Source organism: Azospirillum halopraeferens DSM 3675 (assembly GCF_000429625.1).
Taxonomy (GTDB): domain Bacteria; phylum Pseudomonadota; class Alphaproteobacteria; order Azospirillales; family Azospirillaceae; genus Azospirillum; species Azospirillum halopraeferens.
Genome location: NZ_AUCF01000036.1, coordinates 26,610 through 47,507, shown reverse-complemented (window position 1 = coordinate 47,507; position 20,898 = coordinate 26,610). Strand labels below are relative to the sequence as shown.

Below are 20,898 nucleotides of genomic sequence, written 5' to 3'. Positions count from 1 at the left end.
GGTGTCGCGGGTGGACGGAGGTCCGGACGGGCCTACGCCTTGTTCGCCTTCTCGTTGCGCTTGCGCTCGCGGAACGCGGCGGCCCGGCCGGGATAGGACTGCTGGCGGCCGCGGGCCACCGCCAGGGAATCGCCGGGCACGTCCTCGGTGACCACGCTGCCGGCGCCGACGATGGCGCCGTCGCCGATGGTGACCGGGGCCACCAGCGCGCTGTTGGAGCCGATGAAGGCCCCCGCCCCGATGTCGGTGCGGTGCTTGTCGAAGCCGTCGTAGTTGCAGGTGATGGTGCCGGCGCCCACGTTGGCCCTGGCGCCCACCCGGGCGTCGCCGATGTAGGTCAGGTGGTTGACCTTGGCGCCGGCCTCGATGCGGGCGTTCTTGACCTCGACGAAGTTGCCGATGTGGGCGTCCGGCCCGATCTCCGTCCCCGGCCGCAGGCGGGCGTAGGGGCCGACCAGCGCGCCGGAGTCGACGCGCACCTGCTCCAGATGGCAGAAGGGCTTGATCTCCACCCGGTCGCCCACCACGACGCCGGGACCGAACACCACGCAGGGGCCCACCACCACGTCGCGCCCCAGGCGCGTGTCGTAGGAGAAGGTGACCGTGTCCGGGTCCACCAGCGTGGCGCCGTTGTCCATGGCCGCCTTGCGCAGGCGGCGCTGCAGGATGCGCTCCACCTCCGCCAGTTCGGCGCGGGAGTTGACGCCGATCACCTCGGCCGGCGCACCCTCCACCACCGCGCAGCGCATGGCCTCGGAGCGGGCGATCTGCACCACGTCGGTCAGGTAATACTCGCCCTTGGCGTTGGCGTTGCCGACGCGGCCGATCAGCCCGGCCATGCGCGTGCCGTCGAAGGCCATCAGGCCGGCGTTGCACAGGGTGACGGCGCGCTCCTCGGGGGTGGCGTCCAGGTATTCGACGATCTTCTCCAGCCCGCCGCGGGCGTTCAGGATCAGGCGGCCGTAGGCGCCGGGGTCCTCGGGGCGCATGCCCAGCACCACCACCGCGGGGTCGCCCGCCTGGCGGCGCGCGTTGACCATGGCGCGCAGCGTGTCGGGGGTGACCAGCGGCGTGTCGCCGTACAGCACCAGCACATCGCCGCGGAAGCCTTCCAGAAGCCCGAAGGCGGCGCGCACGGCGTCGGCGGTGCCGCGCTGCTGCTCCTGCACGGCGGTGGGGTAGGGGGCGACGGCGGCGGCGACGTCATCCATGCCGGGGCCCACCACCACCACCACATGGTCGGGGTCCAGCTCGGCGACGGCGGCCAGGACGTGTCCGATCATCGGCCGCCCGGCGACGCGGTGCAGCACCTTGGGCATGTCGGACTTCATGCGCGTGCCCTTGCCGGCAGCAAGGATGACGCAGGCGAGCGGTCGTTGGGTCATGCGTGTCCCTGGTTTGACGTCGAGCGGCGCGCGGATAAGTGCCACAGTCCGTCGGCCTTCCCCAAGTCAACTTTTATGACAGGCCGTCACAGGCGAAGCCCCGCGGCACGGCCCTGTCCCGGAGGTATGGAGCGGCCCGGTGCACCGCAACACTTTCGGTCGGCGTACCGCCCCCGGTGCTTCTCCTTTGCGCCGGTTCTGCGCTACCACGGCACGATCCGCACCACGTCCCGGAGCCGCCTCCGCCATGACCGCCACCCTGCCGCCCGGCCTGCCCGCCATCCTGGTGTTCGACCTGGACGGCACCCTCATCGACAGCGCCCCCGACATCGCCCGCGCCGTCAACGCCACCCTGGCCGGCCATGGCCGCCGCGCGCTGTCGGTGGCGGAGGTGCGGGGCATGGTCGGCGACGGCTCGGCCAGTCTGCTGCGCCAGGCGTTCGCCGCCACCGGCGCCCCCCTGGACGAAGGCGGGGTGCAGGAGGCGCTGGCCCGCTACCTCGACATCTATTTCGCCCAGTCGGCGGAGCCGTCGTGCCTTTACCCCGGCGTGGCGCCGACGCTGGGTGCCCTGCACGCGGCCGGCATCGCTCTGGGCCTGTGCACCAACAAGCCGGAGCGGATCGCCCGCAAGCTCCTGGACCTGCTGGACCTCGCCCGCCTGTTCGGGGCGGTGGCCGGCGGCGACACCCTGCCGGTGCGCAAGCCCGACGGCCGCCCCCTTGCCCGGGTCATCGACGCCCTGGGCGGCGGCCCGGCCGCCATGGTGGGTGACAACGCCAACGACGTGAAGGCGGCGCGCGCCGTCGGCATCCCCGTGGTGGCCGTCAGCTACGGCTACCCGCGCATGGCCGTGGCCGATCTCGGTGCCGATCTGGTGATCGACCGCTTCGCCGATCTGCCGGCCGCCCTGGCCCGCCTGGGGACCCGGCCGGACAGCCCGCCGGCGGGCCGGTGAGGGGTGTGCGGGGCGGCCGATTTTTCGGTGTTGACAGCCGCCCCGCGACCCCTTAAATACGCCGCTCACCGCACGACGGCGGGCGCGTAGCTCAGCGGGAGAGCACTCCCTTCACACGGGAGGGGTCACAGGTTCAATCCCTGTCGCGCCCACCATCCTTCCCCAAGGATGTAAAGGACTCGGCTGGCACCGGCATCGCGTCGGTCATCCGGAACGTTCCAGGAACGCCCGGCCCGGTTGACACGTGGCTGGCACGCGTCGATCCGTCTCCGTTCCGTGCCGCGAATCGGTTTCGTCCCGGTGTTCTTCAAGCCAACGGGCCGCCGGCAGCACGTTCTCGCGATTGTCCGATCAGGAATGACCCACCCGACGCATCGCGGCCGGACGGGCGGTTGCCGTCCGGCTTCGCAACGCCTGCGGGGCGGCCTTGCGGCTGCGCCCCCGGGGTCGGCACGAGCCGCCGTCAGTTCGGGATCTGGGAAACCTTGATCGGCGCGGCGGGGGTGGGGAAGAGGCGGGACACGTCGACGTGGACGGTGAAGACCGGCGGCACCAGAAGCGCCGGGTGCAGCGGCCCTGCGACGGCCCGCTCCTTGCGGGTCGGCACCATCAGGCGGGACCCGTCGGCGTGCGCGGCGTAGATCGGGGCGGACAGCAGCGCCGGGTGCAGCGGGGTGGCGGCAGGGGTGCCGTCGGCAATGGCGGCGGTGGCTGCGGACAGGGTGATGGTTGCGGCAAGCGCGCAAAGCAGCGTTTTCATGGCGGTCCTGCGAGTGTCGTATGGCGCGGGCGCGGGATGGCGAAGCCGGCGATCACGGCATCAGGGCATGGAATGACCATGGAGTGATGACGAGCGCGCCCCGGCCCGAAAGCAAGACCGGACGATACTGCCCCTCACCTCACCGCGCAATCAAATGATGGCGCGGTCGACTGCGATATTGTCTCACATGCAGTCAAGGAAATGCTGAATTTGTTGGGCGGCCAATCATATTTGTTGTTGATGTCGCCTTCTGTCGGTGGTCATGATTGTCTGTGATTGGTCGTGTCCCGTCCGCTGTGTTGCCGGGCGCCTCCGCCGTCGGGGACATTGGTCCCGCGGCGGCGTTCCTCTATGGTGCGGGTTCGCACGCCCTATCGCCGCCGGTCCTTTCATGGCGCCGGTCACCAACAGAGGACTCCGCCGATGTCCGCCGCCGCATCCCGGTTCGCATCCGATTGCAGCCGGTGCCAGGCCCTGTGCTGCGTCGCCCTGACGTTCCGCAAGGGGGACGCCTTTCCCATCGACAAGGCGCCGGGGGAACCCTGCCCGAACCTCGACCCCGCGGGATTCCGCTGCCGGGTGTGGGCGGAGCGGCGCGGGCTCGGCTTCAACGCCTGCGCCCCGTACGAGTGTTTCGGCGCCGGCCCGGCGGTGTCGGCGGTGATGGCGGCCCGCGGACACGCCTGGCCGGACCTCGATCCCGCCACCGCGGCGGCGTACCAGGACGACATGCGCAGGCTCATGCGCGTCAGCGTCCTGCTCGCCTATCTCGACACCGGCCGCATCGCCGACCCGGCCCTGCGCGCCGAACTGGAGGCGATCCGGACCGACTATGAGCGCACGGGCACGCTCGCGTCCCGCGACCGCATCCAGCGGGTGTTGATCGACCACCGGGGCACGGTAGGGCGCATCCTCACCGCCATCGGCTATTCCGGCGGCTGACGGACGGACGCGCCCCGGCGGTCATCAGCCGGCGCGCACGCGGGTGAGGAAACGCCCCACCTCCTCGTTGAGGACGCCCGCCTGAAGGGAGAGCCGGCGGACCGATTCCAGCACCTCGTAGGCGGTGGTGGAACTGCCGGCCGCCGCCGTGCTCACACCGGATATGTTGGTCGAGCTGTCCTGCACGCCCCGTGCGGCCTGCTGGACGTTGCGGCTGATCTCCCGGGTGGCCGCCGCCTGTTCCTCCACCGCCGAGGCGATGGACGTGGCGACCTCGTTCACCTGGTTGATGACGCGGGTCACATCCTTGATCTCCTGCACCGCCTCGCCGGTCACCGACTGGATGGTGGCGACCCGGCCGGCAATGTCCTCGGTGGCTTTGGCGGTCTGGTTGGCCAGCGCCTTCACCTCGCTGGCCACCACCGCGAAGCCCTTGCCGGCCTCGCCGGCCCGTGCCGCCTCGATCGTGGCGTTCAGCGCCAGAAGGTTGGTCTGGCTGGCGATGGAGTTGATGAGTTGCACCACCTCGCCGATGCGCTCCACCGCCGTGGCCAGTCCTTCCACCTTGCCGTTGGCCCGCTCGGCGATGCTCAGGGCGTCGCGGGCGATCTGCGAGGCGGTGCCGACCTGCCGGCCGATTTCGCCGATGGAGCTGTCCAGCTCCTCGGTCGCCGCGGCGACGGTCTGGACGTTGGCCGAGGTCTGCTCGGTGGCGGCGGCGGCGTTGCCGGCGAGCTGACCGGTCCGGTCGGCGGCACGCGTCATCTCCTGCGCCCGCGCGTCCATCGCGTCGGCCTCCTTGCCGACCGTGCGGATCACGCCGCCCACGGACTGCTCGAAGCCGTCCGCCAGGTCCAGCATGGCCCGCCGCTTGTCCTCCTCGGCACGGCGTGCCAGCGCCGCCTGCTCCGCCTCCAGTCGGATCTTCGCTTCGGCGTTCTCCTTGAACACCCGGACCGCCCGTCCCATGGCCCCCAGCTCGTCGCCACGGTCGGCCTCGGGGAAGGTGACCGCCAGGTCACCGGAGGCCAGCGCCCGCATCTTCTCGGCCAGACCGTGGAGCGTGCGGCTGATGCTTCGGCCGGTCAGGGCGAGCAGGACGATGGCGGGCAGCCCCAGGACCGCGAGAATGCCCAGAAGAGTCCAAAGCTGCGCCAGGAACGCTTCCCGGATGTCCTCGATCAGGACCCCCGTGCTGATGAACATGCCCCAGGGTTCGAAGTTCTTCACGTATGACAGCTTCGGCGTCGTCTCGGTGCTGCCGGACGTGCGTGGCCAATCATAGATATGGGTGCCTTCGCCTTGCGTCCGGGCAATGGTCAGGAAGGCGTCGGTGACCGATCGGCCGCTGGCGTCCCTGGTTCCCGATACGTCCTTGCCGATCAGCGCCTCGTTGATGTGGACGAACATCACGGCGTTATGGGTGACCGCGAAGACGTACTCGTTCCCGTCGTAGCGCATGCCCCGCACGGCTTCCCGAAAGCGGTTCTGCGCCTCCTCCCGGGTGATCCGGCCGGCTGCGGCATCGGCTTCGTACCGGGACGCCATGCTGTGCGCCGCCTCGACCATGAACCGCAGCGTGGCAACCCGGTCCCCGTGCATTCGGTGGTAATTCATGTACAGTCCAGCACCGGCAATGGTGGCGAACGCCACCGTCGATATGAAAACCAGGGACCAGAGCTTGGCGCGGATCGAAAGGAATCGTGACATGGTAGTCCTCCTTGCTCCGGACATCTGTCTGCCGGGTAGCAGGGATAGGATGCATGAGAACTGCATAATGTCTATATGGAGAAAGCAAAGGGCCGTATCCATTGAAGGATATTGGGTTTTTATATTACTAGATTAGATTTTTATGTTATTTGGGGTGTGTGCGAATCGATGCGATCGGCTCCGACCAAAGGCGGAGAGCGTCGCCGCGCAACGTCTGTGACCAAGCCATAAGACGGCGGTGGCGGTGTATCTTTCGATGCACCGATTCCTCCGGCAAAGGACGCAATCCCCGTGGGGCGTCCGCCGGTCGACGGGCGGCATCAGTCGTAGGACGGTGCGGCGGAATTACGCAGCCGGCACGGGCCGACGCAGCAGCAGGCTGCCGCCCCGGTGGGGCAGGCGGGGGTGCCAGGGAATGGCCGCCGCCGCCGCCTCGGTGAAGCCCTCGGCGGCGTAGAGGGCGCGGGCCGCGGCGTTGTCGGCCCACACATGCAGGGTCACCCGGTCGTACCCCCCGTCGCGGGCACGGTCGTAGACCCGCGCCAGCAGGTGCCGCGCCAGCCCTTGCCGGCGCAGGTCCGGGGCGATGGCGAGCGCGGAGAGAAAGTAGCTGTCCCAGTCCTGGGTGGAGTCGAAGGCCGCGAGGTGGGCGATGCGGTCGGCGGGGATGAAGCTGCGGTCGGCGTCGCGCATCCAGTGGGTGGGGTGGGCGTGGGCCACGCCGATGACGCGCCCGGCGCTCTCGGCCACCACCATCTGCCGGTGGGAGAAGGAGCCGCTGCGCCCGGCGATGCCGGGGACCAGCATGTCCACCGTCTCGGCGCCCGGCACCAGCCCGCCGAGCAGGAATTCGTACACCCCGCCGCCGGCCATCAGGATCAGCGGCGCGATCTCCGGCGCATCATGGGCTTCGGCGGGGCGGAGGAAGGGATCGGAGGACATGACGGTTCCGGCGGTTGCTGGTCGGACCAATGTGGCGCACCCCGCCGCGGGAGCCAAGCGGCCATGCGCCGCATGCACCGCACGCCCCCTTGCAGCGCCGTTGACCGGGCCGGACCGGCTCGTTTAGGGTTGCGTCCATGATCGGACACCGCTTTCCGGCGCATCGGCGAATTATCGGCCCGGTCCTCGTGTGAGGGCCGGGACCCTGTCGTGACGGCCGCCCGTGCCGTCCCCGCCGAACGCTGATCCGGAGAGGACCATCATGTCCCCGAACGCCTTGTCCGTGAACCCCATGTCCGTGAAAGCCCTGCCCGCGCAGGCCGTGTCGCCCCTCGTTCCCGCCGCCGAGTCGCGGCCGGTCGATCCCGGTCGCTCCGTCACCTTTACCCTGCGCGCCGACGCCGATCCCGGCACCCTGCCACGGGTGCTGGAACTGTTCGCCAAGCGCGGGCTGGTGCCCGCCGCCCTGCGCAGCGACCGTCTCGCCGATGGCGAGACGCTGGCGGTCGAGGTGGAGGTGACCGGCATGGCGCGGGCCGAGTCCGACCACGTCGCCAACTGCCTGCGCCGCCTGCCGGTGGTGATGCAGGTGCTGACCGGCGAGCGCCGGCTGGACGCGGTGGCCTGACCCTCAGCCGTGCTTGCCCCGGGGCGGCTCCGGCTGCTCCGGCGCCCCGGCGTTCGGCGCCTCGTCCGCACCGGCCGGGGGCGGAGTCTCCGCATCCGCGTCCGGATCCTCCACCGCCTCCTGCTCCTTCATCCGTGCCGCGGCGTTCTGCAGCTTCGCGAACTGGGCAATCGAGAAGGGCAGGGAGGCGAGATAGGCGATGCCCAGCGCGGTCAACGTCCACCACGGCTGGCTGACCAGGAAGGCGGCCAGCAGGCCGACACCGACCAGTCCCGGCACGACGGCGCGCTGGGGTATGCGCACCCCCTTGAACGAGAAGGTGGGGATGGTCGACACCATCAACCCGCCGATGCCCAGCATCCACGGCACCACCAGTGCCGGGTGGCCGGTGATCTCCGGATCGGTGGCGAAGCCGGCGACCAGCGGCAGCAGCGCCAGGCCGGCCCCGGCCGGTGCGGGGATGCCCGTGAAGTAGTTGAAGGCGAAGGGTGGCAGGTCCGCCGCCCCGAGTCGGGAGTTGAAGCGGGCCAGCCGCAGGGCGGCGCACACCGGGAAGGCCAGGGTGGCGATCCAGCCCAGACTCCCCGCCCCGTCGAGCGCCCAGAGATAGATGGTGAGCGCCGGCGCCACGCCGAAGCTGATGACGTCGGCCAGGCTGTCCAGCTCCGCCCCGAACTTGCTCTGGCCGTTCAGCAGGCGGGCGATGCGGCCGTCCAGGGCGTCCAGCACCGCGGCGATGACGATGGCGATCACCGCCGGTTCCCAGCGCTCCTGAATGGCGAAGCGAATCGCCGTCAGGCCGGCGCACAGCGCCAGCACGGTCAGGACATTGGGCAGCAGGTGGTTGATCGACAGGCCTTTCAGGCGCGGATGGGGGCGGCGCGGCCGGCGGCGCTGGAACACCGTCGGCTTGAACACCCCCTGCTTGAACACCGGACCGCGCTTCATGGACGGACCTCGCCCAGCCGCTGCGGTTCGGCGCTGTTCAGGTCGGCCAGCACGGTCTCGCCGCCGATCGCCAACTGGCCGACGCACACCTGCGGCACCGCGCCGTCGGGCAGGTAGACGTCGGTGCGGCTGCCGAAGCGGATCAGCCCGAACCGTTCCCCCGCCTTCACCGCCTGGCCGGGCTTCAGGGTGCAGATGATGCGGCGCGCCACCAGGCCGGCGATCTGCACATAGGCGATCTCGCGTCCGTCGGGCAGGCGCTGGCGCACGGCCATGCGCTCGTTCAGGTCGCTGGCCTTGTCGAGGGCGGCGTTGAGGAAGGCGCCGGGGTGGTACTCCGCCGCCACCACCGTGCCGTCCGCCGGCACGCGGTTGACGTGGACGTTGAAGACGTTGAGGAAGATGGAGATGCGGGTGCGCTGTTCCGGTCCCATGCCCAGCTCGGGCGGCGGCACGGCGGGGACGATCATGGTGACCCGCCCGTCGGCCGGGCTGACCACCAACCCTTCGCGGGTCGGTGTCACGCGCTCGGGATCGCGGAAGAAATAGATGCACCAGGCGGTCAGCAGCAGGCCCAGCCAGCCCAGCGGCGCCGCCACCAGGAGGCCCAGCAGCAGGGACACCACGGCGAATCCGGCGATGAACGGCCAGCCGGCGCGATGGATCGGAACGAGTACGGTATCGATGGCGGTCATCGCCGGCCTTTAACCCTTCCTGTTCGAAAGCGGCGCATTCTAATCGCCGCGCCCCGGCCTTTACAGAATTTTAGCGTCCCGGGGAGGAATCTGCCTCAACCAGACCCTTGTGAATGGCCGGCCTCCCTTGTCCGTTCCGCTGACCGCCCGTCTCGATGCGATTCCGTCCCTGGCCGAGGTGGCCGCGGCGTCGCTGCCCCTCGGTGTGAACGCCGTGTTCACCACGCCCGAAGGCGTGCTCGGCATCGCCCGCCCACCGCGGCCGTCGCGGCTGAACTTCATCGTCGACGGCCTGCCGTTCCACGCCGCCGTCAGCCCCGAGGAGGGGGCGGACGGGCGCGACGGCGCGGTGTGCCAGATCTGGGCGGAGGTGGGGCACATCCCCTATAGCGCCCAGTCGCCGGAGCGCCGCCGCCGCCTGCTGGAGGCGTTGCGCGCCATCCAGGCGGTGGAGGGCCTGCAGCGCGCCCGCTTCCTGGTCCAGGAAGGGCAGAAGATCCTGCTGTTCAGCGAGACGCGGGTCGACGGTCACGTCACGCCGGAAGGGCTGATCCACGAAACCGTGCTTCTGGTGCAGGAGGCGCGGCCATTCCTGCGCATCCTCGCCGACTACATCTGACGCCGGCCGTCTCCGACGCCGGACGGGCACCGCCGGGTGTCCGGGAACACGGGGCGGTTCCGTCCGTTCGTATAGGGCACCGGCCCGATGCCCGCTGAAGGGCATGGTCGGGCGTCGGTGCGCCTTAGCGAAGGAGCCTCACATGCACAGCGTGTTCTACATCGTCGGCGTGGTGGTCGTGGTGATCGCGGTTCTCAGCCTGGCCGGCGTGGTGTGAGCATAGAGCGGTCGGCCGGTTATTGCCCCGGCGGCAGGGTGAAGATCTGGCCGGGGTAGATCAGGTCGGGATCCCGGATCTGCTCCCGATTGGCCCGATAGATCAGGGTGTAGAAGAAGCCGTCGCCGTAGGTGCGGCGGGCGATCCGCCACAGGCTGTTGCCGGGCTGAACGACGATGCGCCCGTCCCGGGGGAGATCGGGCGGTACGTCGGACACCTGCACCGGCAATTCCACCCGTGCGGTCACCCGGCCGGTGTCGGTGACCTGGTCGGCCCGCAGCGTGTACAGGCCGGGGTCGATCAACCGCTCGGGCTTCAGGCGCCACTGACCCGCCGGGTCGGTGTGCGCCCGCCCGACCAGCAGATTGTCGAGATAAAGCTGCACTGCCGCGCCCGGCGTCGCCCGTCCGCCCATGGCGACGTTGCCGGCGGCATCGTAATCCAGCGTTTCCACCGAGACGCCGCCGGCCGGCAGCGGCGGTACCATCGTCGCCGACGCACCGCCCGGTGCCGGACGGGCGGCAGCCGATTCCGCCGGGGGCGGGGTCGGCATCGCGGCCTCCTCCGCTGCCGGCGGATCCTGCCGGATCTCCGCCGTTTCCGGGACCGGTTCGGGTGCCGGAAGGGGCGGAGGCGGTGCCTGGAGGACGGTGGAGGCGCCCACCCCGTCGCGGGGAACCGCCACGGCCAGCGGCTCCGCCGGGCCGTCCGTCGGGCGGCCGGCCACGTCGCGGGCGGGTTCGGGGACCACCAGGACGACCACACGGTCGGACGCGAGGGTTGCGCCCTCCGGTGCGCCGGAGGCCGGGCGGGCGAGCAGGCTGAGTTCGCGCGACCCCGGTGGCAGCGGCGCGGTTGGCAACAGCACCCATTCGCCGCGCCGGTCGGCGGTCACCTCGCCCAGCACCCGGTCGCCGTCCAGCACCGTCACCCAGGAACCGGGGTGCGCCCGACCGGCCAGTACCGCCTCACCGTCCGGCATGATCCGAACCACGTCGAATCGCGGCGGCTCCGCGGCGTCGACGGCCTGTACGGTCTCTGCCGGGGGTGCCGGCGCGGTGGCGGGTACCGGCGGTTCCGGCTCCGGCTTGGGCGTCGGGGCGGGGACCGCGGACATCATCGCATCCGTTGGCGGGGTGTCCGGTGGCGGTAGGTCCGATTCGGCATCCGGTACCGCCGCCGTCGGCGGCCCGGCGGTGACCGGCACGGTGGTCTCGGCCGCAGTGGTTTGGGTCACGGTGGTCTCGGTCACCGGGACATCGGCCGGGCGCACGGTTACCGGCACCGGTGCGGGCACCGGTTCGGGTTGCCGAATGGCGATGACGCCGACCCCCGCCAGTAGCGCGGCCGCGCCGCCCAGTATGATGTATGCTTTCACCGCCGCAGGTCCGCACCGGAACACCGACCGGGACGGTCGATTCACTCATGAACTATCGACCGTTCCGCGCGCGGGATCAACAGCGCAATACGGCGCCGGGTGGCGGTGGCGTACGCCTTCCGGGCGGCGGTGCGGCGGTGCCGTCTCAGGGTTGCGGTGGCAGCGACTTCAGGTACACGGCGATGGCGCGGCGGTCCTCCGCTGTCAGTTTGGACGTGGAGTTTGTGATGACTTCGCCCATGGAGCCACCGGCAAAGTCGCCGTCGGGCATCATGCCGATTTCCAGGAACAGTTCGATGTCGCCGATGGACCAGGCGCCGATTCCCCGTTCCGGGTTCGGGGAGATGTTGGGCACGGCTTCGCCCTCCGGCCCGGCGCGGTTGCCGGCCATGTGCGCATCGCGGTCCAGGCCGCCCAGGCGGGAGCGCGGGGTGTGGCATTCGCCGCAGTGGCCCAGCACGTCCACCAGATAGCGGCCGCGGTTCCACTCCGGCGGCTGCGAGGGATCGTCGGCCAGCGGGCCGCGCTCCAGGTACAGCCACTGCCAGACCGGGAGAAGGAACCGCCAGCCGAAAGGCGGGTCCAGATCGTGCGGGCGGTTGGGTGTATCCGCGGCGGGCAGGGAGAACAGGTACGCCCTGAGGTCCAGGAGGTCCCGCTCGGTCATCCCCGTGTAGGACCCGTACGGGAAGGCCGGGAACAGGGCGTCGCCGTCCGGCCGGCGGCCGTCGCGGAAGGCGCGCACGAAGTCGGCCTCCGACCAGGCGCCGATGCCGTGCTGCGGGTGCGGTGTGATGTTGGGCGAGTGAAAGGTGCCGAACGGCGTCTCCAGCGCCCGCCCTCCGGCCAGGAGGGTGCCGCCGCCCTTCACGTCCGTGTGGCAGCCCAGACACCCGGCGGCGGCGAACACGTACGCTCCGCGTGCGACGGGATCGTCCGATGACGGGTCGGCGGCCGGCGGGTCCTGCCCGGCGGCCGGCAGGGCCATGGCGCCGGCGACGGCGATGACGGCGCCGGCGAGGGTGGCGCGGACGGCGGCGCGGACGGTGGCTCGGGCTGCGGCGGGGGCGGCGGCGCGCATGGTGCTCACTTCTTCAGGCGGAAATCCTCGTGGCAGGTCTGGCAGACCTTGCCGACCGCCTGCATGGCGCGGGCAACCTGCGCCCGGTCGCCGCTGCCGGCCGCGGCGGTCAACTGCTCCGCCGCCGGCTTCAGGTCGTTCCAGTACCCTTCCGCCGTGGTCCAGTTCTGCCAGAGTTCGGGCTTGGCCTCGCTGTCGCCGACGCCGATGGCGGTTCCCTCGGGGAACACGGTGCGGGGGTCCACGGTCGACACCTCGGTGATGGCGGCGGCGGCGGCCTGCACGTCGGCGGCCGTCGGGCCCTCGTTCTTGACGAAGCCGCCGACGGCCTTCATGCCGCCGCCCAGCTTCTTCATCAGCGTCTCGCGTTCCTTGACCTGCGCCAGCGGGTCGGCGGCGAGCGCCGGCGCCATGCTGCCGGCGTGGGCGATGCAGACCGCTGCGGCGGCGGCCAGGATGGTGAGCGTTCGCATGGACGGTGGTCCCTTCCCTGTTCGGTCCCGGTTGGCGGGGCGGATGGCCGGCGGGCGGGAACCGGCCGGCCTTGTCAAACCCCCGGACGATGGTGTAACGGGCAGCGGTTTCCCGCCAGTCACAGGATCGTGAAGCCGAACGTGAGGAAGGGTTCGCCGATGAAGGCCCCGGGTTCCGTGTGCGTCTATTGCGGCTCCTCCAGCCGTGTCGCCGACAGCTACAAGGAGGCCGCCCACGCGCTCGGCGCGGGGCTGGCGGAGCGCGGCATCCGCGTCGTCTACGGCGGCGGCCGTGTCGGCCTGATGGGCATCCTGGCCGACGCCGCCCTGGCCGCCGGGGGGCAGGTCGTCGGCATCATCCCCGAGCACATCCAGTCGCTGGAGGTGGAACACATCGGCCTCACCGAACTGCACGTCGTCGACAGCATGCACACGCGCAAGCGCATGATGGTCGACCGTTCCGACGCCTTCCTGGTGCTGCCGGGCGGGCTCGGCACGCTGGACGAGACGTTCGAGGTGCTGACGTGGCGGCAGTTGCGCCTGCACGACAAGCCGATCGTGGTGGTCAACGTCGACGGCTACTGGGACCCGCTGGTGACGCTGGTCGACCGCATGACCGATGCCGGCTTCTGCCGGCCGGAGAACCGCGGCCTGTTCACCGTCGTCGACAGCGTCGCGGACGTCTGGGACGCCCTGGCCCGGCAGCCGGAACCGGCCGTGCCCCCGGCGACGGGGCGCCTGTGATCCTTTTGGCGTGAACCGGGCGTTCCGGGGCGCGCCGCGCCCCCGCCGCGCCTTCCTTTCTGCAACGCGGCAGTCTATAAAGCCGCCGTTGCCTCACGTCCGGGACCCCGGATTTGCGCTGAAGACGCCGGACGCGGGGGGAAACTCCCGCCGAACGGCGCGCCCGGCGCCCAAGGACAAACACGACGCCCACACCCCAAGGGGGAGAAACCGCACCCATGACCAAGATCAAGGTAGCCAATCCGGTCGTCGAACTCGACGGCGACGAGATGACCCGCATCATCTGGCAGTTCATCAAGGACAAGCTGATCCTTCCGTACCTCGACGTCGACCTGAAGTACTACGATCTGGGCATCGAGGAGCGCGACCGGACGAACGACCAGGTCACCATCGATTCGGCGAACGCGATCAAGCAGTATGGCGTCGGCGTGAAGTGCGCGACCATCACTCCGGATGAGGCGCGCGTTCAGGAATTCAACCTCAAGAAGATGTGGAAGTCGCCGAACGGCACGATCCGCAACATCATCGGCGGCACCGTCTTCCGCGAGCCCATCGTCTGCAAGAACATCCCGCACTATGTGCCGGGCTGGCAGAAGCCGATCATCATCGGCCGCCACGCCTTCGGTGACCAGTACAAGGCGACCGACTTCCTCATCCCCGGGGCCGGCTCGCTGACCATCAAGTGGGTGCCCAGGGACGGCGGCGAGCCGATCGAGCACGAGGTATTCGATTTTCCCGGCGCCGGCGTCGCCATGGGCATGTACAACCTGGACGACTCGATCGAGGGCTTCGCCCACTCCAGCTTCGTCTACGCCCTGGAGCGCGGCTACCCCGTCTACCTGTCGACCAAGAACACCATCCTCAAGGCCTACGACGGGCGCTTCAAGGACATCTTCCAGGCCGTCTTCGATGCCCACTACGCCGACAAGTTCAAGGCGAAGGGCCTCACCTACGAGCACCGGCTGATCGACGACATGGTCGCCTCGGCGCTGAAGTGGGAAGGCGGCTTCGTGTGGGCCTGCAAGAACTACGACGGCGACGTGGAGTCGGACGTGGTGGCGCAGGGCTTCGGCTCGCTGGGCCTGATGACCTCGGTGCTGATGACGCCGGACGGCAAGACGATCGAGGCCGAGGCCGCCCACGGCACGGTGACCCGCCACTACCGCGAGCACCAGAAGGGCAAGGAGACGTCGACGAACCCGATCGCGTCGATCTACGCCTGGACCCAGGGCCTGGCCTTCCGCGGCAAGTTCGACGGCACCCCCGACGTCACCCGCTTCGCCCAGACGCTGGAGCGCGTCTGCGTCGAGACGGTGGAATCCGGCTACATGACCAAGGACCTCGCCATCCTCATCGGTCCGGAGCAGCCGTGGATGACCACGCGCCAGTTCCTCGACAAGCTGGACGAGAACCTGCAGAAGAAGATGGGTGCCTGGAGCTGAACGTTCCGGGTGCGACACCACACCGCTTTCCCCGGACGGTGCGTTTCGGGGACAGTGCCGGGGGAGCGCAAGCTCCCCCGGTTCCGTTTCCGGGACCGGGTGCGCGACCGAGGTCGAGTCCAGTGTCAGGAAACCCAATGCCCAACACCATCTTCCGCGTCGCCGTCATCGGTGCCGGCGAAACCGGCACGCCGCTTCTGCGTCAACTGCTCGACGCCCCCTTCGTGGAGGTGCTGGGGGTCGCCGATCTGGACGCCGATGCCCCCGGCATGCGGCTGGCCCGGGACGCCGGCGTCACCACCACCACCGATTTCATGGAGCTGGCCCGCCTGGGCGACACGCTGGACCTGCTGATCGACGTGACCGGCGTCGCCAAGGTGCGCGAAGCGTTGCGCCGGCACATGCAGGACACCGACAACCACCACACCATCATCGTGCACGAGGTGGTGGTGCAGCTCATGCTGTCCCTGTCGCAGGGCCGGCTGGTCCGCTTCAAGCACGATTCGTCGGAGTACTGAGGGCCGCGGCCTCCTGCCGCGCCACCTCGTCCCGCCGCGGCGGGTCCGCGCCGGGCCGGGCGCACGTCAGCGCGGCGACGCGGTTTGCAAAGCGCAGGACCGCCGCGAGTTCGGCGTCGGGCATCGCTCCGAGGGTGCCGGACCCGAGGCCGCCGCGCTCGTGCAGGCCGGCCAGCAGGCCGGCCATGAAGGCATCGCCGGCGCCGACCGTGTCGACCACGGTCACCGGATCGGCCGCGACGGCCAGCGAGCCGCCGCGGCGGTAGGCCCGGGCTCCCCCGGCGCCGCCCGTCACCACGACCAGGTGCGGGCCGAGGCCGAGCCAGCGCTCCGCCACCGCCTCCGGGGGGAGCCCGGGATCGAGCCAGTCGAGATCGGCGCCGCTGACCTTGACGAGGTCGACCAGCCCCAGCAGCCCGTCGAGCCGCCGCCGGAAGGCATCGCGATCGCCGATGATGGCCGGCCGCACGTTGGGATCCAGCGACAGGAACCGGCGGCCGCGTTCGCGCGCCAACAGGGTGCCCAGCGCCGTTCCCACCGGCTCCACCGCCAGGCTGAAGGACCCCGTATGGATGGCGCGGACGGGGCCGAGGTCGGCGGGAAGTGCTGCCGCTTCCAGCGCCCGGTCGGCTGCACCGGTGCCGTAGAAGGCGTAGCGCGGCTCGCCGCCGTCGGGCAGGCTGACGAAGGCGAGCGTCGTCGGTGCGCCGGACCGCACCACGAAACGCCGGTCGACGCCGTCGCGCGCCAGCGCCCCGACCAGCAGGTCGCCGAAGAAGTCGGTGGAGACACCGCCGAGGAAGCCGGCCGGCGCCCCCAGCCGGGCGATCCCGACGGCGACGTTGAACGGGCTGCCGCCGGGGTGCGGCACGTAACCGGCCGCACCGCCCGTCGGGGCGGGCAGGAAGTCGATGAGGGCTTCGCCGCACGAAAGGATCATGGCCGTCGTCCTGTACCCCGGGTGGGTGGCGGGGGCTGGTCCGCCCCCGTTCGTTTGCATAAGATCGATCCGACCGGAGCGGGCGGACAGCGATGCGGATCGGTGTGGATCTCGGCGGGACGAAGATCGAGGCGGTCGCCATGGACGCTCTGGACCATGAGCGCCTGCGCCGCCGCGTGCCCACGCCGCGCGGTGACTACGCCGCCACCCTCGCCGCGGTCGCCGCCCTGGTGGACGGCATCGAGGAGACGCTGGGCGAGCGCGGCACGGTCGGCGTGGGCATGCCAGGCTCCATCTCCCCCGCGACCGGGCTGGTGAAGGGCTGCAACTCCACCTGGCTGGTCGGCCATCCCATCCGGCGCGACCTGGAGGCCGCCCTCGGCCGTCCGGTGCGCTGCGCCAACGACGCCAACTGCCTGGCCGTGTCGGAAGCGATGGACGGGGCCGCCGCCGGTGCCGGCGTGGTGTTCGCGGTGGTGCTGGGGACCGGTTGCGGCGGTGGACTCGCGCTGGCGGGGGTGATGCACGAGGGGCCCAACGGGGTGGCCGGCGAGTGGGGCCACAACGCGCTGCCCCGGTGCGACGGCGACGCCATGGTGCCGCGACCCTGTTTTTGCGGTCGCCACGACTGCATCGAAACCTACCTGTGCGGTCCGGCTTTCGAGGCGGAGTACGTCGCCGCAGCCGGCCGCGCCCTGCCGGCCGCCGCCATTGCCCGGCAGGCCGCCGCCGGCGATCCCCTGGCCGACGCGGTGCTCACCCGCTACGAGGAGCGGCTGGCCCGGGCTCTGGCCCACGCGGTCAACCTGCTGGACCCCGACGTCATCGTGCTGGGCGGCGGCCTGTCCAACATCGACCGGCTCTACCGCACCGTGCCTCCGCGGATGGCGCAGTGGGTGTTCGGGGGCGAGTGCCGCACCCCGGTGCGCCGCGCCCGCCACGGCGACGCCAGCGGCGTGCGCGGGGCGGCCCGGCTGTGGCCGCCCTGAGGCCGGCGCGGCGTCACGGCACGGCACGGATCGCCTCCTCCAGCTCCGCCATGCGGCGGAACACGCGGTGGGCCCCGGCCTCGTACAGGCCGGGGCCGTCCACCGCGGGATCGAGGTGGCTGCCGCCGACGAACCCGAAGACGGTCATCCCCGCGGCCCGTCCGGCCCGCACGCCGGCGGGGCTGTCCTCCACCACGATGCAGTGTGCCGGCGGCACCGCCCCCATCCGCGACGCCGCCAGCAGGAACAGGTCCGGCGCCGGCTTGCCGCAGGCCACCATGGTGGCGCTGAACAGGTTGGGTGCCAGCCGGTCGATCAGCCCGGTGACGGCCAGCGCCATATGGATGCGCTCGGGAACGCTGCTGGAGGCGACGCACGCCGGCCGGTCCAGCCGGTCCAGCAGGCCGGCCACCCCGTCCATGGGCCGCAGCTCGCGTTCGAACGCAGCCAGGATGGCGTGGCGCAGGCCGTCGACGAACCCCGGCGGCATCGGCCGGCCGGTGTCGCGCTCCACCTCCCGCACCATGGCGGCGGTGCTGATGCCGAGGAACCTGTGCCTCACCTCGCCGACCCCGATCGGATAGCCGGCGGCGGTCAGCGCGGCGGCGGTGCAGCGCAGGCTGATGGGCTCGCTGTCCACCAGCACTCCGTCGCAGTCGAAGATGACCGGTCCGTTCATGCGACCCTCCCGGTGCCGCCCGGCGGCCGGCGGCAAGCGAGCCCGTCCATCGCCGTCCCCTCACCAGCAGGTGTAGCCGCCGTCGGCCAGCACGATGCTGCCGGTCATCAGGCTGGCCGCGTCCGAGGCGAGGAACAGCACCACCGACGCGATCTCGTCGGGCTGGCCGACGCGGCGCATCGGCGTGTTCTCCAGCCACACCGGGTACATGCGCGGGTCTTCCATGCCGAAGCGGGTCAGCGACGTCTCGATGTAGGTCGGTGCCACGGCGTTGACGCGCACGCCGCGCTCCGCCCACTCCGCCGCCAGCGACCGGGTCAGGTGGTGGACCGCCGCCTTGGACGCGTTGTAGTAGCTCTGCGGTTGCGGCTTGTTGACAATGAAGCCGGACATGGAGCCAACGGTGACGATGGCGCCGGCGCGGCGCGCCAGCATGTGGCGGCCGAAGGCGCGGCAGGACCAGAAGACGCCGTTCAGGTTGATGTCGATGACGTTGCGCCAATGCTCGTCCGTCACCTCTTCGGCCGGAACGTCGCTGCGGGCGATGCCGGCGTTGCACACGAGGATGTCGACGGCGGCACCGTCGGCGTTCAGCCGATCGGCGGCGGCGGTCACCGCGTCGGGGTCGGTGACGTCCAGCACCAGCCCTTCGGCGGCGTACCCGGCGCGGGCGAGCGCGTCGCAGCCCGACGCCACCAGCTCCTCGGTCAGGTCGGCGACGACGGGGCGCGCGCCGGCTTCGGCCAGCGCCAGGGTGCAGGCCAGCCCGATGTTGCGGGCGCCGCCGGTCACCAGGGCGGTGCGGCCCGACAGATCGTATTTCTGCATGTACATGGGTGCTCTCCCGGTTCCGGCGGTCAATGGGTGAGGGGGCGCGGCGCGCGCGTGACGTCGGCCAGCGGGTGGCGCCCGGTCCGCTCCAGCGCCAGGCCGTCGGCGCCGAACAGATGGCAGCGGTGGCCGTCGACGGGGACGAGGACCCGGTCGTGCACGTGGACCGGCGTGTCGCCGTCGACCTGCACCACCAGCATCGTCCCCCCGCCCGCCCGGACGTGCAGGTATGTGGCGCCGCCCAGCCGCTCCGCGACCAGCACCTCGCCGGCGACACCGGAGGCGCCGTCGGCGCCGAGGTTCAGATGCTCCGGCCGCACGCCGAGCGTCACCGCGTCGCCCGGACGCAGCGGGCCGGCCAGGACCGGCACGGCCACCTCCGTGCCGGTGGCGAGGCGGACGGTGACGGTGGCCGGACCGACGGCGGTGACGGACGCCGGCAGCAGGTTCATGGTGGGGGAACCGATGAAGCCGGCAACGAACAGGTTGCGCGGGTGGTGGTAGAGATCGAGAGGGCTGCCCACCTGCTCGATGACGCCGCCCTGCAGGACGACGATCTTGTCGGCCATGGTCATCGCCTCCACCTGGTCGTGCGTCACGTAGATCATCGTTGCCGCCAGGCTTTCGTGCAGTTTGGCAAGCTCGATGCGCATCCGGACGCGCAGGGCGGCGTCGAGGTTCGACAACGGCTCGTCGAACAGGAAGACCTTGGGCTGGCGCACGATGGCGCGGCCGATGGCGACGCGCTGGCGCTGGCCGCCCGACAGCTCCCCGGGTTTGCGGTGGAGAAGCGGACCGAGCTGGAGGATGCCGGCGACCTCGCGGACCTTGCGCTCGCGCTCCGCCGCGGGCACGCCGGCGAGGCGCAGGCTGAAGGCCATGTTGTCGGCCACGCTCATGTGGGGGTAGAGCGCATAGCTCTGGAACACCATGGCCAGGCCGCGGTCGGCCGGCCCCACCTCGTTCATGCGGCGGCCGTCGATCTCCAGATCCCCGCCGGTGATGCTTTCCAGTCCGGCGATCATGCGCAGCAGCGTGGACTTGCCGCAGCCCGACGGCCCGACGAAGACGACGAATTCGCGGTCGCGAACGTCCAGACTGACACCCTTGATCGCCTCGAAACTGCCGTAGTCCTTGCGCACCTCGCGCAGGCTGACGTTGGCCATGGCACGATGCTCCCGTGGATGGGGTGGTTATTTGACGGCGCCGAAGGTGAGGCCGCGCACGAGCTGGCGCTGGCTGAACCAGCCCAGCACCAGGATCGGCGCGATGGCCATGGTCGAGGCGGCCGACAGCTTGGCCCAGAACAGCCCCTCCGGGCTGGAGAAGGAAGCGATGAACGCGGTGAGCGGGGCGGCGTTGGCCGCCGTCAGGTTCAGGCTCCAGAAGGCTTCGTTCCAGCACAGGATCAGCAGCAGCAGGGCGGTGGATGCGATGCCCGGCACCGCCAGCGGCAGCAGCAGATGCACAAGCTCCTGCCGCGGTCCGGCGCCGTCCATGCGCCCGGCCTCCAGGATCTCGTGCGGCACCTCCTTGAAGAAGGTGTAGAGCATCCACACCGCGATCGGCAGGTTGATCAGCGTGTAGATGATGACGAGGCCCGTGCGCGTGTCGAGCAGCCCGCTGTCGCGGGCCAGCAGGTAGATCGGCACCAGCACGCCGACCGGTGGCAGCATCTTGGTGGACAGCATCCACAGGAGCGTCGAGCGGGTCCGCTTCGTGGGAAAGAAGGCCATCGCGTAGGCGGCGGGTACCGCCAGCGCGATCGCCAGGGCCGTGCCGGCGAAGGAGATGACGACGCTGTTGCCGGCGAACCTCAGGTAGTCGGCGCGTTGATGCACCTCGGCATAGTTTTCCAGCGTCGGCGCGAAGAACAGGGTGGGCGGGGTGGCGATCGCGTCCATCTCCGTCTTGAAGCCGGTCAACAGCATCCAGAAGATCGGGAAGAACATGACGAGCGCCACGGTCCAGCCGAGCGCGGCGTGGACGATGCGGCTGCGGGTGCTTTGCATGCTCCGC

At 70.8% G+C, this 20,898-nt stretch carries 22 protein-coding genes and 1 tRNA gene; 9 read left to right on the top strand and 14 right to left on the bottom strand.

Going from position 1 to position 20,898, the window contains the following annotated elements:
- Positions 1-32: 32 nt before the first annotated feature.
- A complete protein-coding gene (glmU, locus tag G472_RS0122695; protein WP_029010205.1) occupies positions 33-1,385 on the bottom strand; it encodes a bifunctional UDP-N-acetylglucosamine diphosphorylase/glucosamine-1-phosphate N-acetyltransferase GlmU in 1,353 nt (450 codons plus the stop codon).
- A 247-nt stretch (positions 1,386-1,632) separates the two neighbouring features.
- On the opposite strand from glmU, the gene gph reads away from it, so the two are divergent.
- Entirely contained in the window at positions 1,633-2,343 is a 711-nt protein-coding gene (gph, locus tag G472_RS0122690; protein ID WP_029010204.1) for a phosphoglycolate phosphatase, read from the top strand.
- A gap of 80 nt (positions 2,344-2,423) precedes the next feature.
- A tRNA-Val gene (locus G472_RS0122685) sits at positions 2,424-2,498 on the top strand.
- Positions 2,499-2,806: 308 nt separating this feature from the next.
- Here G472_RS0122685 and G472_RS0122680 read toward each other — a convergent pair.
- A complete protein-coding gene (locus G472_RS0122680) occupies positions 2,807-3,103 on the bottom strand; it encodes a hypothetical protein (RefSeq protein WP_029010203.1) in 297 nt (98 codons plus the stop codon).
- A 423-nt stretch (positions 3,104-3,526) separates the two neighbouring features.
- Here G472_RS0122680 and G472_RS35060 point away from each other — a divergent pair, with 423 nt between their 5' ends.
- Positions 3,527-4,045 carry a hypothetical protein gene (locus tag G472_RS35060; protein ID WP_051341160.1) on the top strand — a complete coding sequence of 173 codons (519 nt, stop codon included), beginning with the start codon at positions 3,527-3,529 and terminating at the stop codon, positions 4,043-4,045.
- Between the two features lie 24 nt (positions 4,046-4,069).
- Here the strand turns inward: G472_RS35060 and G472_RS0122670 are convergent, their stop codons facing one another.
- A complete protein-coding gene (locus G472_RS0122670; RefSeq protein ID WP_029010202.1) occupies positions 4,070-5,755 on the bottom strand; it encodes a methyl-accepting chemotaxis protein in 1,686 nt (561 codons plus the stop codon).
- Between the two features lie 345 nt (positions 5,756-6,100).
- Complete coding sequence (locus G472_RS0122665) at positions 6,101-6,697, bottom strand: GNAT family N-acetyltransferase (RefSeq protein WP_029010201.1); 597 nt, start codon at positions 6,695-6,697, stop codon at positions 6,101-6,103.
- Between the two features lie 262 nt (positions 6,698-6,959).
- Here G472_RS0122665 and G472_RS35055 point away from each other — a divergent pair, with 262 nt between their 5' ends.
- On the top strand, positions 6,960-7,325 hold the full coding sequence (locus G472_RS35055; protein WP_245593561.1) for a hypothetical protein: 366 nt from the start codon (positions 6,960-6,962) through the stop codon (positions 7,323-7,325).
- Between the two features lie 3 nt (positions 7,326-7,328).
- Here the strand turns inward: G472_RS35055 and pssA are convergent, their stop codons facing one another.
- Complete coding sequence (gene pssA / locus G472_RS0122655; RefSeq protein ID WP_029010200.1) at positions 7,329-8,273, bottom strand: CDP-diacylglycerol--serine O-phosphatidyltransferase; 945 nt, start codon at positions 8,271-8,273, stop codon at positions 7,329-7,331.
- Complete coding sequence (locus G472_RS0122650) at positions 8,270-8,968, bottom strand: phosphatidylserine decarboxylase (RefSeq protein WP_029010199.1); 699 nt, start codon at positions 8,966-8,968, stop codon at positions 8,270-8,272. Before G472_RS0122650 ends, pssA begins: the two co-directional genes overlap by 4 nt.
- 127 nt (positions 8,969-9,095) lie before the next feature.
- On the opposite strand from G472_RS0122650, the gene G472_RS0122645 reads away from it, so the two are divergent.
- Positions 9,096-9,587 (top strand): hypothetical protein, encoded by a 492-nt coding sequence (locus G472_RS0122645; protein ID WP_029010198.1) that lies wholly within the window; start codon positions 9,096-9,098, stop codon positions 9,585-9,587.
- Positions 9,588-9,823: 236 nt separating this feature from the next.
- Here G472_RS0122645 and G472_RS0122635 read toward each other — a convergent pair whose 3' ends face one another.
- From G472_RS0122635 to G472_RS0122625, 3 genes are all read right to left on the bottom strand, one after another.
- The gene (locus G472_RS0122635) at positions 9,824-10,921 is read right to left on the bottom strand and encodes a LysM peptidoglycan-binding domain-containing protein (RefSeq protein WP_245593560.1); all 1,098 of its coding nucleotides are present in this window, start codon (positions 10,919-10,921) and stop codon (positions 9,824-9,826) included.
- Positions 10,922-11,327: 406 nt separating this feature from the next.
- Positions 11,328-12,263: a c-type cytochrome gene (locus tag G472_RS0122630; RefSeq protein ID WP_211100238.1), complete on the bottom strand. Its 936-nt coding sequence runs from the start codon at positions 12,261-12,263 to the stop codon at positions 11,328-11,330.
- A gap of 5 nt (positions 12,264-12,268) precedes the next feature.
- Positions 12,269-12,736 (bottom strand): c-type cytochrome, encoded by a 468-nt coding sequence (locus tag G472_RS0122625; protein WP_029010195.1) that lies wholly within the window; start codon positions 12,734-12,736, stop codon positions 12,269-12,271.
- A 159-nt stretch (positions 12,737-12,895) separates the two neighbouring features.
- Between G472_RS0122625 and G472_RS0122620 the strand changes: the two genes are divergently transcribed.
- The 3 genes from G472_RS0122620 (at position 12,896) to G472_RS0122610 (ending at position 15,440) form a co-directional block, all read left to right on the top strand.
- A complete protein-coding gene (locus G472_RS0122620) occupies positions 12,896-13,480 on the top strand; it encodes an LOG family protein (RefSeq protein WP_029010194.1) in 585 nt (194 codons plus the stop codon).
- 218 nt (positions 13,481-13,698) lie between these two features.
- Entirely contained in the window at positions 13,699-14,922 is a 1,224-nt protein-coding gene (locus G472_RS0122615; protein ID WP_029010193.1) for an NADP-dependent isocitrate dehydrogenase, read from the top strand.
- 137 nt (positions 14,923-15,059) lie between these two features.
- Positions 15,060-15,440 carry an oxidoreductase gene (locus G472_RS0122610; RefSeq protein WP_029010192.1) on the top strand — a complete coding sequence of 127 codons (381 nt, stop codon included), beginning with the start codon at positions 15,060-15,062 and terminating at the stop codon, positions 15,438-15,440.
- Here the strand turns inward: G472_RS0122610 and G472_RS0122605 are convergent.
- Positions 15,415-16,380 carry a carbohydrate kinase family protein gene (locus G472_RS0122605; RefSeq protein ID WP_029010191.1) on the bottom strand — a complete coding sequence of 322 codons (966 nt, stop codon included), beginning with the start codon at positions 16,378-16,380 and terminating at the stop codon, positions 15,415-15,417. The two genes, G472_RS0122610 and G472_RS0122605, sit on opposite strands and share 26 nt — an antisense overlap.
- A 92-nt stretch (positions 16,381-16,472) precedes the next feature.
- Between G472_RS0122605 and G472_RS0122600 the strand changes: the two genes are divergently transcribed.
- Positions 16,473-17,369 (top strand): ROK family protein, encoded by an 897-nt coding sequence (locus G472_RS0122600; protein ID WP_029010190.1) that lies wholly within the window; start codon positions 16,473-16,475, stop codon positions 17,367-17,369.
- Between the two features lie 13 nt (positions 17,370-17,382).
- Here G472_RS0122600 and G472_RS0122595 read toward each other — a convergent pair whose 3' ends face one another.
- From G472_RS0122595 to G472_RS0122580, 4 genes are read right to left on the bottom strand one after another with little or no spacing between them, the layout of a single operon-like run.
- Positions 17,383-18,048 (bottom strand): HAD family hydrolase, encoded by a 666-nt coding sequence (locus tag G472_RS0122595; RefSeq protein ID WP_029010189.1) that lies wholly within the window; start codon positions 18,046-18,048, stop codon positions 17,383-17,385.
- A gap of 60 nt (positions 18,049-18,108) precedes the next feature.
- Positions 18,109-18,882, bottom strand: coding sequence for an SDR family NAD(P)-dependent oxidoreductase (locus G472_RS0122590; RefSeq protein WP_029010188.1), 774 nt, complete (start codon positions 18,880-18,882; stop codon positions 18,109-18,111).
- Between the two features lie 23 nt (positions 18,883-18,905).
- A complete protein-coding gene (locus tag G472_RS35050; RefSeq protein WP_035693460.1) occupies positions 18,906-20,045 on the bottom strand; it encodes an ABC transporter ATP-binding protein in 1,140 nt (379 codons plus the stop codon).
- A gap of 27 nt (positions 20,046-20,072) precedes the next feature.
- On the bottom strand, positions 20,073-20,891 hold the full coding sequence (locus G472_RS0122580; protein ID WP_035693458.1) for a carbohydrate ABC transporter permease: 819 nt from the start codon (positions 20,889-20,891) through the stop codon (positions 20,073-20,075).
- Positions 20,892-20,898 lie beyond the last annotated feature (7 nt).